The sequence below is a fragment of the Caldicellulosiruptor naganoensis genome, assembly GCF_026914285.1.
Classification (GTDB): Bacteria; Bacillota; Thermoanaerobacteria; order Caldicellulosiruptorales; family Caldicellulosiruptoraceae; genus Caldicellulosiruptor; species Caldicellulosiruptor naganoensis.
On sequence record NZ_CP113864.1, the window covers coordinates 2,307,378 to 2,324,626 of the forward strand.

Annotated in this window: 19 protein-coding genes; all 19 read right to left on the reverse strand. The window is 37.0% G+C overall.

Going from position 1 to position 17,249, the window contains the following annotated elements; translation table 11 throughout:
- Positions 1-96 precede the first annotated feature (96 nt).
- The 19 genes from OTJ99_RS11515 to urtA all read right to left on the reverse strand — a co-directional run bounded on the left by OTJ99_RS11515 (position 97) and on the right by urtA (position 17,191).
- On the reverse strand, positions 97-1,092 hold the full coding sequence (locus OTJ99_RS11515; RefSeq protein WP_045166141.1) for a beta/alpha barrel domain-containing protein: 996 nt from the start codon (positions 1,090-1,092) through the stop codon (positions 97-99).
- A gap of 36 nt (positions 1,093-1,128) precedes the next feature.
- Complete coding sequence (locus OTJ99_RS11520; protein ID WP_045166140.1) at positions 1,129-1,893, reverse strand: molybdate ABC transporter permease subunit; 765 nt, start codon at positions 1,891-1,893, stop codon at positions 1,129-1,131.
- A gap of 47 nt (positions 1,894-1,940) precedes the next feature.
- Positions 1,941-2,747, reverse strand: coding sequence for a molybdate ABC transporter substrate-binding protein (modA, locus tag OTJ99_RS11525; RefSeq protein WP_045166139.1), 807 nt, complete (start codon positions 2,745-2,747; stop codon positions 1,941-1,943).
- 40 nt (positions 2,748-2,787) lie between these two features.
- Positions 2,788-3,120, reverse strand: a complete 333-nt coding sequence (locus OTJ99_RS11530) for a NifB/NifX family molybdenum-iron cluster-binding protein (RefSeq protein ID WP_045166138.1) — start codon at positions 3,118-3,120, stop codon at positions 2,788-2,790.
- A 26-nt stretch (positions 3,121-3,146) separates the two neighbouring features.
- Positions 3,147-3,950: a radical SAM protein gene (locus OTJ99_RS11535; protein ID WP_045166137.1), complete on the reverse strand. Its 804-nt coding sequence runs from the start codon at positions 3,948-3,950 to the stop codon at positions 3,147-3,149.
- A gap of 1 nt (position 3,951) precedes the next feature.
- Positions 3,952-5,241 carry a nitrogenase component 1 gene (locus tag OTJ99_RS11540; RefSeq protein WP_045166401.1) on the reverse strand — a complete coding sequence of 430 codons (1,290 nt, stop codon included), beginning with the start codon at positions 5,239-5,241 and terminating at the stop codon, positions 3,952-3,954.
- A 37-nt stretch (positions 5,242-5,278) separates the two neighbouring features.
- Positions 5,279-6,658, reverse strand: coding sequence for a nitrogenase component 1 (locus OTJ99_RS11545; RefSeq protein WP_045166136.1), 1,380 nt, complete (start codon positions 6,656-6,658; stop codon positions 5,279-5,281).
- Entirely contained in the window at positions 6,631-8,025 is a 1,395-nt protein-coding gene (locus OTJ99_RS11550) for a nitrogenase component I subunit alpha (protein ID WP_045166135.1), read from the reverse strand. The genes OTJ99_RS11545 and OTJ99_RS11550 overlap by 28 nt, the downstream gene beginning before the upstream one ends.
- Before the next feature lie 30 nt (positions 8,026-8,055).
- Positions 8,056-8,430 carry a P-II family nitrogen regulator gene (locus OTJ99_RS11555; protein WP_045166134.1) on the reverse strand — a complete coding sequence of 125 codons (375 nt, stop codon included), beginning with the start codon at positions 8,428-8,430 and terminating at the stop codon, positions 8,056-8,058.
- Positions 8,431-8,466: 36 nt separating this feature from the next.
- Positions 8,467-8,784: a P-II family nitrogen regulator gene (locus tag OTJ99_RS11560; RefSeq protein ID WP_011917963.1), complete on the reverse strand. Its 318-nt coding sequence runs from the start codon at positions 8,782-8,784 to the stop codon at positions 8,467-8,469.
- 44 nt (positions 8,785-8,828) lie between these two features.
- Entirely contained in the window at positions 8,829-9,650 is an 822-nt protein-coding gene (nifH, locus tag OTJ99_RS11565; RefSeq protein WP_013433018.1) for a nitrogenase iron protein, read from the reverse strand.
- A gap of 430 nt (positions 9,651-10,080) precedes the next feature.
- Entirely contained in the window at positions 10,081-11,793 is a 1,713-nt protein-coding gene (gene ureC, locus OTJ99_RS11570; protein ID WP_045166132.1) for an urease subunit alpha, read from the reverse strand.
- 15 nt (positions 11,794-11,808) lie between these two features.
- Complete coding sequence (ureB, locus tag OTJ99_RS11575; protein WP_045166131.1) at positions 11,809-12,120, reverse strand: urease subunit beta; 312 nt, start codon at positions 12,118-12,120, stop codon at positions 11,809-11,811.
- Positions 12,121-12,150: 30 nt separating this feature from the next.
- Entirely contained in the window at positions 12,151-12,453 is a 303-nt protein-coding gene (gene ureA / locus OTJ99_RS11580; protein WP_045166130.1) for an urease subunit gamma, read from the reverse strand.
- Between the two features lie 50 nt (positions 12,454-12,503).
- Positions 12,504-13,184, reverse strand: a complete 681-nt coding sequence (locus OTJ99_RS11585; protein WP_045166129.1) for an ABC transporter ATP-binding protein — start codon at positions 13,182-13,184, stop codon at positions 12,504-12,506.
- Positions 13,168-13,932 carry an ATP-binding cassette domain-containing protein gene (locus tag OTJ99_RS11590; RefSeq protein WP_052671524.1) on the reverse strand — a complete coding sequence of 255 codons (765 nt, stop codon included), beginning with the start codon at positions 13,930-13,932 and terminating at the stop codon, positions 13,168-13,170. The genes OTJ99_RS11585 and OTJ99_RS11590 overlap by 17 nt, the downstream gene beginning before the upstream one ends.
- A gap of 5 nt (positions 13,933-13,937) precedes the next feature.
- The gene (urtC, locus tag OTJ99_RS11595; protein ID WP_052671523.1) at positions 13,938-15,005 is read right to left on the reverse strand and encodes an urea ABC transporter permease subunit UrtC; all 1,068 of its coding nucleotides are present in this window, start codon (positions 15,003-15,005) and stop codon (positions 13,938-13,940) included.
- An 18-nt stretch (positions 15,006-15,023) separates the two neighbouring features.
- Positions 15,024-15,926 (reverse strand): urea ABC transporter permease subunit UrtB, encoded by a 903-nt coding sequence (gene urtB / locus OTJ99_RS11600; RefSeq protein ID WP_045166398.1) that lies wholly within the window; start codon positions 15,924-15,926, stop codon positions 15,024-15,026.
- A 35-nt stretch (positions 15,927-15,961) separates the two neighbouring features.
- On the reverse strand, positions 15,962-17,191 hold the full coding sequence (urtA, locus tag OTJ99_RS11605; RefSeq protein ID WP_408612539.1) for an urea ABC transporter substrate-binding protein: 1,230 nt from the start codon (positions 17,189-17,191) through the stop codon (positions 15,962-15,964).
- Between the last annotated feature and the right edge of the window lie 58 nt (positions 17,192-17,249).

The window sequence follows — 17,249 nt, forward strand, 5'->3', positions numbered from 1 at the left end:
CTTTAAAAACACTTTTTGCATTTTCATTATATCATATAAATTTTATTATTGCCACTATTTGATGGCAACATTCAACTTTGGATAAGATAATGAAGCTTACTTCATAACCTCAAACCTTGAGGTAAACTCCAAAAGCTCATCTAAAGCCTCAAAATTTAAGTTTGGTGCATTTTCAGCTTTTATCTGGACAAGGTCCAAGATTGCAACCTCTAAAGCTGCAATGCCAGTCCTCTCACCTATCCCTCTTATAGAGCAGTTTACCATTGAAGCTCCGTATAGCCACGCACAGACTGCATTACTTTGAGCTTTATAAAAATCGTTGTGACCATGCCACTCAAGCCTCTCTGGTGGTATATTGGTGCTCTTTGAAATTGTGTAAATAATTTTAGGAACGCTTCGTGGCAAGCTTGCATATTCATATGGCACACCAAACCCTAAAGTGTCGCACAGTTTAAAATACACCTTTTTGTCACACTTTTTTGCCATCTCTTCAATTGCCAAAATGAGTGGAATGACAAAATTTTCAATATCTGATCTTGTGATGTCTTCAAGATGAACTCTTGGAGTGATGCCAAGTGAAAAGGCTTCTTGTATAACATCGATGTAGTGGGCGGCAATTTCTGACCTTGTTTTTTGAAACTTTTTGTAGATGTGATAGTCTGAGCATGACATTAAAATCCCTACCTCATCAAGTCCAAACTCTTTTGCAAGTTTTAGTTCCTCTTTTTTACTTCTCACCCACCCAACTACATTTGGAAATTTGAATCTTTTTTTCAAGCATTCCTGAACACACTGTCTGTGATAGTTTGTATAAAGAAAAAATTCGGAGTATTTTATAGTTCCAGTGCCATTGTCAATGTAGTGAAGATATTCGAAAATCTTTGCTACATTTTCTTTTCCTATATACGAAATAGCCTGCTGACCTTCTCTGAACGTGCTGTCTGTTACGTATAGCTTTGACGGTATATTGAGGGGAACAGAAATACTATCAAATATAACTCTTGGTATACTCTCATATGGAAATATTTCTTTAAAGTAATTAGGAGCGCCTTTTTCAAAATCTTGAAAACTCTTTTTTACTGTATCTACCATTTTTCTCACATCCTAACAGATTTATAGTCAAGTTTTTCAATAGCCAACGTTGTTCAAAAGTTTTTTTGTTAAGTAAAGAATTAAATATGAAATTATTATCATCACAAAACTCACAGAATAAGTTTCATCTTGATTTTGCACATATAGTTTGTACAAATAAAGTGAGATTGTTTGAGTTTTTCCAAAGACATTCCCAGCAAAGACAACTGTTGCGCCAAACTCGCCAAGCGCCCTTGAAAACGTGCCAAGTATACCTATCACAAGCCCCTTTCTCGCAACTGGCAAGTACACACGCCACAAAATTCCAAGCTCATCAAGCCCTAAAATGAAGCTTTCTTCTTTTAGCTGTTTGTCTATGGCCAAAAACGAAGAGTATGCTACTTTCAAATAGTATCCAATACTAACAAAAAGCTGAGCAAGTATTACTGCAAAGGTGGTAAAAGGTATCTGAAGAGAAGCTTTGTCAAGTATTCTCCCTACAAATCCGACTTTGCCATACAAAAGAAGCAAGAGCACTCCCATCAAGATCGGTGGCAAGACGTTTGGAAGGTCTATTATCAGCTCAAGAAAAGCGATTCTTCTTTTTGTGCTGGCAAGGAGGTATGCAAAAGGTGTGCCTATTAAAAATGCCAAAATACAGCAGATGCTGGCTGTAAAAAAAGAAAGCCCAAAGGCTGTGATGGTCTCTTTTTTTGTCATCATATTAAAAAGTTTTGAGTATGGTACAACAAAAAGTAAATTTAAAAAAGGTAAAAGCAAAAATATTAAAAACGGAACTGAAAGAATAAATACCTTTTTCATAATAAGCTCACACGCTTTCACAAAAGAAACTTGATCGGTTTTCTTTGCTATTCATATCCTGCTGACTTTAAAATAGCTTTGACTTTTTTTGAACTTAAAAACTTTATAAACTCCTTTGCAAGCCTATTTTTCTCAGATGTTTTGATTACCCCAACATAATGATAAGCCTGAACATTGTACTCATCAGGAATAGAAACAATACCCAGTTTTGAATTTATGGCATCTGTGAAATAAACAACACCTGCGTCAGCCTGCATTGCCTTAACTTTTTGGATAACATCAGTAATCTGAAACTCTTGTGAGATGACATTTTGCAAAATCTTTTTGTACAGGGCAGGGTCTTTGCTTTTTACTTTGTTTAGAAACTGTTGTGTCCACATACCAATTGGTGAAACAGGGTCTGCTATGCAAAGCTTTACACCCTTTTTAGATATATCCTCAAAGCTTTTCACCTTTTTCGATGAGCTGACAATAGCAAGAGTAGCTTTAGCAAATGTCAAGTAACTATTTATATACCTCTTTCCTTTTATTTCATCAATGTATCTTTTGTCTGCTGAAAAGAATATATCACAAGAAGCACCACTTTTGAGCTGCGTCACAAGTACATGAGTGCCTGCAACATTCATTTCAATCTTGCAATTTTTCTCTTTTTCAAACTGGTCAGCTATTTTTTCTATAACCGCTTCTAAAGTATTTGGTACAAAAAGGACAAGTTTATCATTTTTAGAGCTTTGAGCTTTGGTAGTCTTTGAAAAAGCAAATCGAGAATAGGTACAAAACAAAGCTGCCACAAGTACAGCTATCACAAAAATTGAGATTACAAATAATTTTATCCACTTTGACCTAATTTTCATTCTATATCTCTCCTTTTCTTCCTGAAGAAACGGTCATTTTTTAAGTCATAAAAAGATCCAAAACCTCTTTGATAGCATCTTTCACAAGCCCATGTCTTTCTAAAACAATCTTGTCAGAAAGCTTTTCCAAGGCACAAAGTCCAACTTTGTTTGCTATTATCACATCACAGTCTCTTAGCATCTCAACTCTTTTTTCCATCCTCTCCTGGCTGCTGCAACTCTCAATTCCTTGGTCTTTAAACTCTCTAACACAAATTAGATCGCAGCTGCCATCGTCAAACAAATCAACAATCAAAAAATTCTCGCTGTTACCAAAGTGTCTGTTCACAAGCTTTCCATCACTGGTGGCAATTGCAACTCTTTTTCTTTTCATCTTTTATCCCACCACCAAAAATTTTTTCAAATCATAAGCATGCCAATTGCATCAGACCTGCACTGGTTGCAGTGGCTAATCTGGTCAATGATACTCTCACACCTTTTTCTGATGTTATTTACTGTATCGCAAGACGGCCTTTTCAGATGAGAAAACTTGGCATATGGTCGCAATGGCACGATGTTCATAATACTGACTCCAAGTGCTTTTACCACCTTTGCAATCTCTTCTATGTGGTCCTGGTTGATGTCAGGAATCAAGACAGTGTTTACCTTCACAACAAGCCCTGCTTTGCACGCCTTTTCTATACCCTTTTGCTGTTTTTCAACCAAAAGTTTTGCTGCATCCTCGCCAAAGTACAAAACCTCATCGTACAGGGCAAACTCATAAATCTCTTTTGCTACCTCAAAGTTTACTGCGTTGACAGTTACGGTTACAAACCTTACACTGCTTTTCAAAAGATCTTCAGTTCTGTCTTCAAGCAAAAGCCCGTTTGTGCTGATACAAAATATAGCACCTTTGTCATAGCTTTTTATGAGCTCAAAGGTTTTAAAAGTCTCAGGGTTGAAAAGTGGGTCGCCAGGCCCTGAAATTCCAACAATCTTTAGCCTGCTGTCTGATGAAGCATACCTTTTGTATCTTTCTAACGCCTGCTCAGGTGTCAAAACCTCAAGGCAGGCACCAGGGTGGTTTTCGTTCATGCATGAGATGTTTCTATCACAATAGTTACACTTTATATTACACGCTTTTGCAACAGGAAGATGTATTCTTCCAATCTTGCTTGCTGCATCTTTTCCAAAACATGGATGACCATAGTTTCTATTTCCCATCTCAAATCAGCCTCCAAACAGGTGCAAAGACTTCTTTGTATATGTCAATAAGCAAATGCAAAAAACCTTCAAAACAGGCATACGGCTTTGTCTCTTGAGGCAGAACCAAAAACGGCACGCCAAACTTATGTGAAAGGTACCACTCTCTTGTTCCACCAATGAAAAGGTCGGGCGAAAATCTTAATATTATCTCTTCAACCTCTGCACAGTTAAAATCATCCACCAAGATGCTGTCAGGAAGTATACAGCGTGCTATATCGTAGTCGTTCGAACATCCAAACTGGCTACCACAAACCAAGATTTCAAGCCCTGCTTCTTTGAAAGCATTTGTCATAAAACCTATGCGCGATGCCCCTAAAAGTACGATTGCCTTTTTGCCTTGCAATTTGCTTTTGAAAAACTGTATCTTGTGTTTTATCTTTGAAAACTCTTCATCTGCAACAATTTCAGCAGCCTTTTCTTTTCCAAAAAATTTTGCTATCTTTTTAAGTGAGGTTATAGTATTCTCAATTCCGTAGAAAGAGACCTCCATATACGGTATTGAAAACCTCTCTTTCATAAATTGAGCAAGTAATAGTCCAGAACTTCTGCAAAGCAAAAGATTTAGCCTTGCATTTACGCTTTTTTCCATCTGAGAAAGACAACAATTACCTGTGTAGGTGCAAATTACATTTATTCCTATTTTTTCTAAAAGTCTTTTTATAGCCTGGCTCTCCCCTGCTACATTGTACTCGCCAATGATATTAACAGAATTTTCAATTTCACCTGTCTTTTTAAAATTTTTGAGTATATAGTTTGCAATTGCTCTTTGTGCGATGTGATGCCCATCTGCTTGTGAATACCCTGAAAATCCAGGAACAACAACTGGGATTAGAATTTTGTTAACCCTGTCTTTCAACCTTTTAATTGACCATTCAATGTCCTCGCCAATTTGCGAAGCTGTGCATGTTGCGTAAACAAACACAAGGTCGTAGCTATCAAAGATTTTGGCTGCCTCAACTATGCTCTCTTCCAATTTTCTTGCCGCCCCAAATATAATGTCTTTTTCTACAAGGTCTGTTGAGAGTATCATGTAGTTTTTCTTTCTTACATTCTGACCATAAAATGCACAGTCAGCCGGTGCATGAACAAGATGAAGAGAGTTTTTAATAGGGGCAAGTACCCAGCGCGCACCGTAAAAGGTACATGCGCGCTGGGACATAATCCCTGGGATTGTGGGTCTTTGACACTCAGGAACTCCATCTTTGGTTATATGCTGATTCCTCTGTTGCAAAAGATTTTGAGCGTTCATAACCCTCACCGCTTTCATATACAAAAGTAAAAAAGTCTTACTGATGCAGCTTATCATGCGGATATGAATACTCCAAGATGGTATTGACAATCAAATCCAAAAGCCATATACTGCCCTTGTACCCTGTAATTCCGTACCTAAAATACCCTACTCTGTCGTACACAGGAAAACCAATTCTAACAGGTGGACATTTTATTGATTTTGCAACTTCAACTACTTTTGAATTTCCAAGCACAACATCAACCCCTGCCTCTTTTGCCAAGTACTCAAACTCGTAAAGGTCGCTGTCAACAAGAATCTCTCCTTCTATGTTGTACTCATCAAATATAGCCTTTATCTCATCTGTGAATGTTGGGCTTGGGGTTGCAGTTTCAACTACCTTGACATCCATTCCAAGCTCACACAAAAATCTTGTGACACCAATTACAATGTCCGGGTCGCCAAACACAGCGGCCTTTTTCATCATTGTGTACTGGCATGTGTCTGCCATGGCATCTAATAAAAGCCCTCTTTCAACTTTTAGTTCATAGGGTATTTCAGTACCATATGCCTGTGAGAGATTTTCAATGAACTTGTCAGTATTAGCAACACCAACAGGGAACGGTCCTAAGATGCTCTTTACACCAAATTCGCTTTCTAAATACTTGGCAGCAGAGCCTCCGGCATGTGGACAAAGCGAAACTACTACCTTGCCGTTTGCACTGTCTTCAAGCTCTGAATAAGGTGTGCCACCTTCAGGGTAAAGCGGTTTTGGCGGCATAAGGGGTGAGTTTAGAGTTTTTGAGATATCAAATAGCACCGAATAATCAATCTTCATAAGGTCTAAGATGTGTTTTATCTCCTCAATATCGCCAGGGTTTATCATGCCAGGGATTATATATGCTTTGCCATTTTCCTCTTTTTTCTTTGCAAAGTACCTTACATATGAGATAGTTGCTGTGTCATACCCTTTTACATGCGTTCCTGCATAGCTTGGTGTGTGAATGGGCACGATATATACACTATTTGCCGCCTCACTGCTCAGCTCCTCAGAAAGCTTTTTGTACGCCTCTTTGATAAACGCTTCAATGTCATCGCCTATTGTCTCGCTCGAACATGTGGTGATTACACCAATTACTGTTGGTGAGTATCTCAAAACAAGGTTTCTGATACCCTCTATGAGATTTCGGCGCCCGCCAAAGACAGCCGCATCTTCATGAAATGATGTCACTGCAATGTTAACCGGCTCTTTAAAATGTCTGTTGAACTGGTATCGCACATAAGTACAGCAACCTTGTGAACCCTGGACAAGCGGAACTGCTTTGTCTATACCAAGGGTTGCGTACATTGCACCAATTGGCTGACACATCTTTGGCGGGTTTATTGTCACATGCCTGTTTGCCTTTGAGATTAAAGGGTTAGCCAGTTTGGTTGCCATTTTGCACTCCACCTCTCTCCTACAAAATTCCAAACAGGTGCGTATAATGATTTGTAAAGATCTCTTGCAAAGTTTACAAGTCCCTCAAAAGCTACATACGGCCCATTCTCATACGAATGTGAATTGAGGGACGGCACACCCAGCTTGTGCGCAAGGTATTTCTCTTTAAGACCAGTGAGGAATATATCAGGTTTGTATTTTTGGATTACCTCTTCAAGTTCAAGCTCGTTTGGATTATCTATGACAAGCACACCATCGTCCGCCCTTGCATTTATCTTTTCATAGTCATCCTCATGCCCAAATGTGGTAGCACATGCCACAACTTCTATTCCAAGGTCACGCATAAGCGGTATCCAGTGCCAAACACGCGGTGCACCAACATAGATCATTGCGCGTTTTCCGCGTAGCTTTTCTCTGTAAAACTGAAGCCTTGGCATGATTGATTCAAGCTCTTCTTCAATGACCTCTTCAACCTTCTTTTGGATTTCGAAAAACTCGCCAATTTCACGAAGTGAGTTGATTGTCTCTGTTATCCCAAAAAGGGTGACACGAATAAACGGTGTTCCATACTTTTCCTTCATCAGCCTTGCTATATATGTGGCTGACCTTTGACAGTGCACAATGTTGAGTTTTGCATGGTGCATCTTGCAAAGATTGTCATATGAAGCATTGCCGGTAAATGCTGTGATAATTCTAAGTCCTATCTTGGTAAATAGCTTCTCGAGCACCCAGTAATCTCCATCAATGTTATACTCGCCTATGATATTAACATCATACGGTGTTGGGTCTTCAAGTTCTTTTGTCCCAACAATCTTTTCAAAGATTGTGTGATTTGCTATGTGATGTCCTTTGGATTGGCTAACACCACAAAATCCTGGTGAGTTGAAGGCAATAACCGGTTTTCCAATTGCTTTTGAAGCTTTTTTAGCAACTGCTTCTAAGTCATCGCCAATCAGGGCAGTAGGACATGTTGCATAGATGAACACTGCTTTTGCTTCAGGAAATTCCTGGTTTGCTTCGATGATGGCGTTGTAAAGCTTCTTTTCCCCTCCAAAGACTATGTCCTTTTCCTGCATATCTGTTGAAAAGCAGTATTTTCTGTGAAACTCACTGTCTGAAAGATGTCTTCGAGACGACCATGTATAGTAAGCACAGCCAATTGGACCATGGACTATTTGAATTACATCCTTTACAGGTCCTCCAACAACACCTCTTGCCCCTGCAAATGCACAACCACGTTCTGTCATGTCGCCAGGCACTGTTCTGACGTTGCATACAGGTATAACAGGATTTTTCTTATCAGTGATATATGTGTGCCTTCCTCTTTCTTCAATGCACTTATCACAATCAAGAGTCACAAATGGCATTTTTATTCTGCCCCCTTTTTTGACAATTTTTTATACCAAAGCCTCAAAGCCTTTTTCCCTTGTCCTGATTCTAATTGCTTCGTCAACCGGAAGGACGAATATCTTTCCATCTCCCACCTGACCTGTGCGGTTTACCGCCATGATGATGTTGACAACTCTTTCTACATCCTTGTCATCAACAATGATTGTAATCATGCGTTTTGGAACAAACTCCATAGCAGATGATGAAAGCACCATCTCGGTTGCCTTGTCAACCTCAATAGCTTTTACCTCGCCAACAAGCCCACGCTGTTTGCCACGCCCCAACACTTTTTGGAATGTGGCAGCAGGGTATCCTGCTGCCGCCAGTACATCTTTTGTCACGCCAACCTTGTTCATTCTGATAATTGCAATTATCTCTTTCATTTTGAGAAATTCACCACCTTATGTTTTGTGAATAGTTTAAAGCTTCTTCTCCCCTGTTCTGATTGTATACGCCTCTTCAACAGGGCTTATAAAAATTTTGCCATCTCCAAAGTTTCCCGTGTACGCATTTTGTAGAATGATATCCACAACTTTTTGGCAATCCTCATCCTCAACAACCATCATCAGCATTGTCTTTGGAAGCTCATCATATAGGATACTCCCTGTCCTGATTCCCTTTTGTTTGCCTCGACCAAATACATCAATCTTTGTCATAGAAACAAAACCATTTGAGTCAAGTGCACGAACAACCTTTTCTTGCATCTCCGGCCTTATTATTGCCCTTATCATCTTCATAACTCAAAATACCTCCCTGAACTTTTCTACTTTCTTGATGTATGTTAGTCTGCCAGTCCATACTCTTCTATTAGCTTTTCAAGCTCATCCATTGGCATTGGTTTTGGAATTACAAACATATCGTTTTCTATTATTCTCTTTGCAAGGTCTAAGTACTCTTTTGCCTGATTGCTCTCAGGGTCGTATTCAATCACAGTTTTTCTGTTAATCTCTGCTTTTTGGACAATGTTGTCACGGGGTATGAACTTTATAAGCTGGGTGCCAAGCCTCTTGCAAAACGCTTCTAAAAGCTCCTTTTCGTTTTCTACCCTCCTTGAGTTGCAGATAATTCCGCCAAGTCGAACGCCACTTGTCTCCGCAAACTTGAGGATTCCTCGGCAAATGTTGTTTGCAGCATAAAGTGCCATCATCTCACCAGAGGCTACAATGTAAATCTCGTTTGCCTTTCCTTCTCTGATTGGCATTGCAAATCCACCACAAACAACGTCACCCAGAACATCATAGAACACAAAGTCAAGGTCGTCAGTAAAAGCTCCAAGCTCTTCTAAAAGGTTAATTGCTGTTATAACACCACGCCCGGCACACCCAACACCAGGCTCTGGCCCACCAGACTCAACACACCTAACTCCACCAAAGCCTGTGAACATTACCTTGTCAAGCTTGACATTGCTCTCACCAACCTCTCTGACAGTGTCCATAACCGTCACCTGTGATTTGACTCCCAAAATTAGGCGCGTTGAGTCAGCTTTCGGGTCACATCCGACAATCATTACCTTTTTGCCAAGCGTTGCTAAAGCTGCAACTGTGTTTTGAGTTGTTGTAGACTTTCCAATACCACCTTTTCCATAGATTGCAATCTGTCTCATTCTTTTTTTGACCTCCCTATCACCAACATAGTTTTTTATTGAATTGTCAATTTTGTTATGGTAAACTTTAATTTGAGGGTACAAAGAGGATATAATTTTGCGTGCCAGGGGGAGGTTATTTGTACAAATTCACCAGCTTGAGTGGAGGGTGAAGGAAGTACTTTTTTGCTCTCCCCCTGTATTTTATCTTTATTTGAAATAAGGGTAAAATCTATAAAAAGGGCAACAGCAGACACCAAAACTTTTGGGTTTTCTCAAAACTTTTGATAACACGTGGCAATGGCAGGCACAAAACACATTATTCACTTTTTCAAAAGAGAGGGGCGCAAGAGGCAAGGCTGATCTATCCTCTCAATTTGGGGGTGTTTTGGATGCCTGCTGTTGCCAAATTGTAAGCAAAATATATAAGTTAAACTGCGAGTTTATTTTTTTAAAATAGGTTATATCTTCGTGTCATGCTTAAGGAGACTGCAGGAGGAACATCAATCTTGTTGCCATTGACAAATACTTCAAATGTCTTATAATCAATTTCTATCTTCGGCAGTTGGTTATTATATATCATATTTTCCTTTGATATATTTCTACAATTTTTTACTGGTAAGACTTTTTTGTTTATTCCTATTTTCTTATTTATTTCATTTTCATAGAAATAACCAGAAACAAATGTAACAGCAATGTCATAAACAGCTTTTCCAAATGCTCCAAACATCTTTTTCATAATAACAGGTTGAGGGGTTGGTATTGAAGCATTAGCATCGCCCATTTTTGATGCTATAATAAATCCTCCTTTTATTATCATCTCTGGCTTTACTCCGAAGAATGCAGGTTTCCACAAAACTATATCTGCAATTTTTCCTGGTTCAAGAGAACCAATATATTGTGAAATACCATGAGCAATTGCTGGATTAATCGTATACTTACTTATATATCTCTTTACACGATAATTATCATTTTGGGTGTCCTCTGGTAGACGTCCATATATCTTTTTCATTTTATCAGCTGTTTGCCATGTTCGAGTAATTACCTCTCCTATTCTTCCCATAGCTTGTGAATCAGAATTTATAATGCTTATTGCCCCTATATCATGTAAGTAGTCCTCTGCTGCCATGGTTGTTTCTCTTATTCTTGCTTTTGCAAATTCAACATCTTCTTCCAAATTTTTATCAAGATGATGACAGAATATCAGCATATCAAGATGTTCTGGAAAAGTATTTATTGTATGCGGCATTGTAGGAGTGGTAGATGAAGGTATTATATTTTTATACTGTACAACTTTCAGAACGTCTGGTGCATGGCCACCACCTGCACCTTCAACATGATATGCATGTAAAACTCTATTACCAATAGCTTTTATTGTATCCTCAACAAATCCCGCTTCATTCATACTATCAGTGTGCAAAGCTACTTGGACGTCAAACTCATCAGCTACTTTCAAACATGTATCTATAACTGTTGGTGTTGCACCCCAGTCTTCATGTATTTTAAAACCTACTACCCCTGCTTTCACTTGTTCAATTAACGGCTTTTCATATGAGGAGTTCCCCTTCCCTGTCAGCCCAATATTCACAGGAAAGTTATCTATTGCTTTTAACATTTTGAATATATTCCAAACTCCTGGAGTACATGTTGTAGCTTTAGTTCCTTCTGTAGGACCTATTCCACCACCTATTAACGTCGTTATACCTTTATAAAGAGCCGTCTCTATTTGTTGAGGGCAAATGAAATGAACATGAGTATCAATTGCACCTGCTGTAGCAATCAAGCCTTCACCCGAAATAACATCAGTGGAAGGACCTATCACCATATTAGGAGTAACTCCATCCATGACATTTGGATTCCCCGCTTTTCCAATTCCGACTATCTTCCCATCTTTAATTCCTATATCTCCTTTTACAATTCCCCACCAGTCTATTATCACAACATTTGTTATTACAAGATCTAAAGCACTATTATTGCAAGCAAACTGATTTTGGCTCATTCCATCTCTAATATTTTTTCCAGCACCAAATTTACATTCTTCTCCATAGACTGTATAATCTTTTTCAATTTCAATTATTAAATCAGTATCTGCAAGTCGTATTTTATCACCAACTGTAGGTCCATATATCTTGACATAATCTTCTCTTTTGATACGATATGTCATTGCTCTGTCCACCTCCTACTGAGCTTCAATAAAGTTTTTTCTTCTAAAGCCATCTATTCTTTTTAACCCGCCATAATCTACTAATTCGACCTCTATTTCGCTTTGTGCTTTAAAAAGTACAGTCGTCCCTGCTGGTATATTAAGCCTTTTACCAATTGCTTTTTTTCTGTCAAATACCAATGCTTCATTAACCTCAAAGAAGTGATAATGTGACCCAACTTGGATATTTTTCTCGCTTACATTCTTAACTTTTATCCGAGTAATCTCTTTACTTGCGTTTAAAACAATGTCTTCTCCTTTTTTAACTATTATTTCCCCTGGTCTCATTTTGCTTATTCCCCCCACTATTTAATTTAGTCATTTAATTGGTCTTTGAACTGAAATCAATTTAGTACCATCTTCAAATGTCAACTCAATTTGAATATCCTCAATCATATCTTCTACTCCTTCTATCACATCCTCTTTTCTTAATGCAGTTTCAACTGTTTTGATTGCTTCTTCATAAGAACATCCCGCGCGAACTGCTTCCATTACTTCATAGCATATATAAGCTACTGCTTCGGGATAATTCAACTTTAACCCTTTCTCCTTTCTCTCTTTCGCCATTTTACCTGCTAACCACAACAATAATTTTTCCTTTTCTTCATTTGTCAGATACATAATTTACCATCTCCCCTCTCATTGCTGTATAACTCTTTTAGTTATTGAATTTAAACCATTAAAAGTCTACACATAGTAGGATAACTTTCTTCATTTATTACCCCTTCATCAACTACATGCCCACTATCAAGAAAGTAATAATAATCACCTATCTCTAGCAATAAATCTAAATTTTGTTCGACTATCAAAACCGAGATTCCTCTTTTTTTAATTTCGTATAATGCACTTACTATAGTTTCAACTACTGATGGCTGTATTCCTTCTGTTGGCTCATCAAGAATTAATAACTTTGGAGTTTTAATCAATGCTCTTGCTATAGCAAGCTGTTGTTGTTCTCCACCACTTAAGCTCCCTCCCTTTCTCTTCATTAATACTTTAAGCTTGGGGAACAAAGTGAATACTTCCTCTATTCTGTTTTTAACATTTTTGTCCATAATGAGTAAATTTTCTGCAACAGTTAATTGAGGGAAAATTCCTCTTCCTTGAGGGACATAACCAATTCCCAATTCTGCTCTTTCATAAGGTTTTAATGAATTAATGAGCTTCTCTTCAAACCATATTTCTCCCATTTTTATTTTTACTATACCCAAAATTGTTTTTAAGAGTGTGGTTTTCCCAACACCATTTCTTCCAATTATACCTACTATAGAGTTTTTATCTACTCGTAAAGAAATTCCATGAAGAACAATACTGTCAGCATATCCTGAATAAACATTATTGATTAACAGCATAATCTCTACCCCTTCCTTTCCCTATGTAAACTTCAATCACTTGCTTGTTATTTTGAATTTCATCCATTTTCCCTTCTGCTATGATTTGCCCCTCATGTAGTACAGTCACTCTTGCAGTTTCAAACATTCTCACAAAGTCCATATCGTGTTCTACAATCAACACTGTTGTATTTTGTCTAATTTGCTCAATAATTTTAGATAGATTCTTCTTTTCAGTTTTACTTAATCCCGCACCTGGTTCATCTAACAAAACTAATGAAGGTTTTTTTACCATAATCATACATAATTCCAACATTTGACGTTCACCATGAGATAGGTTTTGTGCTTTTTCTGAAAGTTTCCTTTCTAAATTGAAAATTCTACTTATTTCTTCAATTCTTTCGTATATTTCTTTTTTATTTTTTTCGACTGTTTTTAAGCCAACTTCACTTATAAAACTCAAAATAAGATTATCGCGGACTGTTAACGTATTAAAAACACTTGGTGTCTGAAATTTTCTAACAATCCCTACTTTTGCGCGTATATAATTAGGATGATAAGTAATATCTTTTTCCTTAAAAACAATTCTGCCTTTAGAAGGAGAAATTTTACCGCAAATAATATCCATTAACGTTGTCTTGCCTGCTCCATTGGGCCCTATTAAAAACCTTATTTCATTGGCATTTAGAAAAAGATTAACATTATTAAGTATGGTTAATCCATTTACTGCAAACGAGAGATTTTCAACTTTTAACAAGTGATGAGACATATTTCTCACCTCAGTTTCTCATTTATTTTCAAAATGTTATGTGTTTTTTTTAATTTTGAGAATCTTATATTTTTAATCAGTTTTATATTTGTATGCTCAATTAACGAAATCATAATAAACACAACTCCCAGTAGATATAACCAAATATCTGGATAATTCTCACTTATAATACTCTTTAAGAAATATGCCACTACGGTTCCCACAATACCACCCAGAAGATTTACTTTTCCACCAATTGCAACTCCTAAAACTAACTCTATCGATGGAATAATACCCATTTCGCTTGGCGAAATCATTCCAACATTCAATACAAATAACATTCCACCAATTGCTGCCAAAATAGCCGAAAATATATATATAGCTATTTTGTATCCTAATGGATTTATTCCTAAATATTTTAATCTCTCCTCATTGTCTCTTATTGCAATTAATATATTCCCATATTTCTTTACAATCACTTTACCCACAATGTACAACAATATAACAACAGCAAGTGTTAGATAATATATCCACATTTTTATCTTTTCATCTTTTAGGCTAATCCCTAATAAGGTCTTAAAATTGGTTAATCCGTTTGTTCCACCCGTTAGAGGTTGCTGACCTATAAAAAGCGTCACAAAAATTACAGCCAGTGCTTGAGTAATTAAAGTAAAATACACATCTTTAATACTCCTCTTAAAAGTGAAATAACCTAATGCACCTGCTAATAGTGCCGGAATAAGAATTCCTAATAAAATAGCAATAAACACGTTTTTAAATGGCACCCACAAAAGTGGTAATTTTTCTAAACCACACCATTGCATAAAATCGGTTAATCTAAAATTTGAAGCCTCTAATTTCAAATACATCCCTAATGCATAAGCCCCTAATCCAAAGAAGACTGCTTGCCCTAAACTTAGAATTCCTGTATAACCCCATAATAACACAATTCCTACAGCTGCTATACTATAAGAAAGATATTTGCCAAACAAAGCAACTCTGAATGATGAGGTAACAAAAGGAAGTAATATCAAACTCCCAAACAAAACTAATTCGAAAACTCTGGACATTAAGTTGTTACAATTTCTATTCATCTTTAGCACCCCTACTTTTTATACTGCGCTCCTTTCGGGTCTGTAATACAAGCCATGAGGTTTAAATTGAAGTATTAAAATTATGATTATGAAAATCAAAACTTTAGCCATGGTAGTACTCATATTTAATTCAAAGAAGGTTTTTAAAAATCCAATAATTAAAGAACTAATAATAACCCCTGGTAAATACCCCATTCCACCTAAAATAACAATCATAAAGGCATCTATGATATAATTTGTTCCCATGCTTGGACCTATAGGCCCAAGCATGGTCAAACAACATCCAGCTACACCTGCAAGTCCTGTGCCTATACCAAATGACAACGAATCAATTTCTTCAGAATTTATTCCTAATGCTGAAGCAATCTCTCGATTCTGAAGAACTGCTTTAATCCTTAAACCTATAACAGTTTTGTTTAGCAAGATAAACATTAGTATCAAAAGACTGATTGCTACCACAAGGATAAAAAGTCGTCTTGATGGTATAAACAAATGAGAAGTAAAATTAATTTGCTTTGACATCCATTGTGGTGTCTTTACTTCAACATTAGGAGCTCCAAATATGTTTCGAACTAACTGTTGAAGAATAAGACTTATACCCCAAGTCAAAAGCAAACTATCTAACGTGCGCTCGTATAGCCTTTTCACAATAGTCTTTTCAATAAATACACCTATAAAAAACCCTACTATGAAAGCCACAGGTATTGCAACTAAAATGTAATAGTCAAAGAACGACTTCCAATACTTTTCAAAAACATTCTGAATTACATAAGTAGTGTACGCCCCAAGCATTATAAACTCTCCATGCGCCATATTTATAATTTTCATTAAACCAAATGTTATGACAAGACCCATAGCAATTAAGATGTAAATGCTACCAACACTAAGGGCATTGAATATATTACTAAACCAGTAACTAATGTTCTTCACCCCCTCCTCTTGCCTTTTTTATAGATTTATTGCTCACTTAATCCCTTTGCCCATTCATAACCTTTTAGGTATGGATCTGGTTTTACCGGTTCATTTGTTTTCCACAGTTCTCTTATTTGTCCATTTTCTAGTATTTCGCCTATTCTAACTGTCTTATATAAATGTTGATTATCTCCGTCGATCTTAACAGGGCCCTCCGGAGCATTAAACTCAATTCCTTTCGCTGCTTCTCTTACTTTATCCACATCTGTTGACCCTGCTTTTTCAACAGCTTTAGCCCATAAATATACTCCTATATATGCTGCTTCAATAGGATCATCGGTTACCCTGTCTTCTCCATATTTCTTCTTGTATTTCTCTACAAACTCTTTATTTTCAGGAGTATCTACGCTTTGGAAATAGTTCCATGCTACAAGATGGCCTTTTAAATATTCTGGACCAATTCCTTTGATTTCTTCTTCTGCAATGCTTACTGACATAACTGGTAGAGTTTTGGCATCAATTCCCGCATCTTTTAACTGCTTGAAAAATGCTACATTACTATCGCCATTTAGCGTATTAAACACTACATCTGGCTTTGCAGCTTTGATTTTATTTATCACAGAGCTATAATCTGTATGACCCAATGGCGTGTATTCTTCTCCAACCACAACACCGCCTAAATACTTTAGATAAGCCTTAATAATCTTATTTGCTGTACGTGGAAAAACATAATCTGAACCCAACAAATAAAATCTTTTTTTGCCATTGTCAAATAACCATTTCACAGCTGGAACTATCTGTTGGTTTGGTGCAGCTCCCATATAGAAAATATTGGGTGATGATTCTAAACCTTCATATTGAACTGGGTAAAACAGTAAACCATTATTTTCTTCTACAACTGGTAAAACAGCCTTTCTACTTGCAGACGTCCAACAACCAAAAATAACTGCTACCTTGTCTTTTTGCAAAAGTTTCTTAGCTTTTTCAGCAAATGTTGGCCAATCCGATGCTCCGTCCTCTACTATAGGCTCCAATTTTTTACCAAGTACTCCACCATTATTATTAATTTCTTCTATGGCCATTAACTCTGCGTCTTTCAGAGAAACCTCACTTATTGACATTGTCCCACTTAATGAATGTAAAATGCCAACTTTTATTGTTTCTTCACTTTTCTCTTTTTTGCTTTCAGAAGAAGATGAAGACTTTTTGCATCCGTATAAGACAGACACAACCATTACAATTACTAATAACAAAGATAACATTTTTACCAACATTTTATTTGATTTTCTCATAAGTCTAATTCCTCCTCCCAATTATTTAATATTTTTCTTG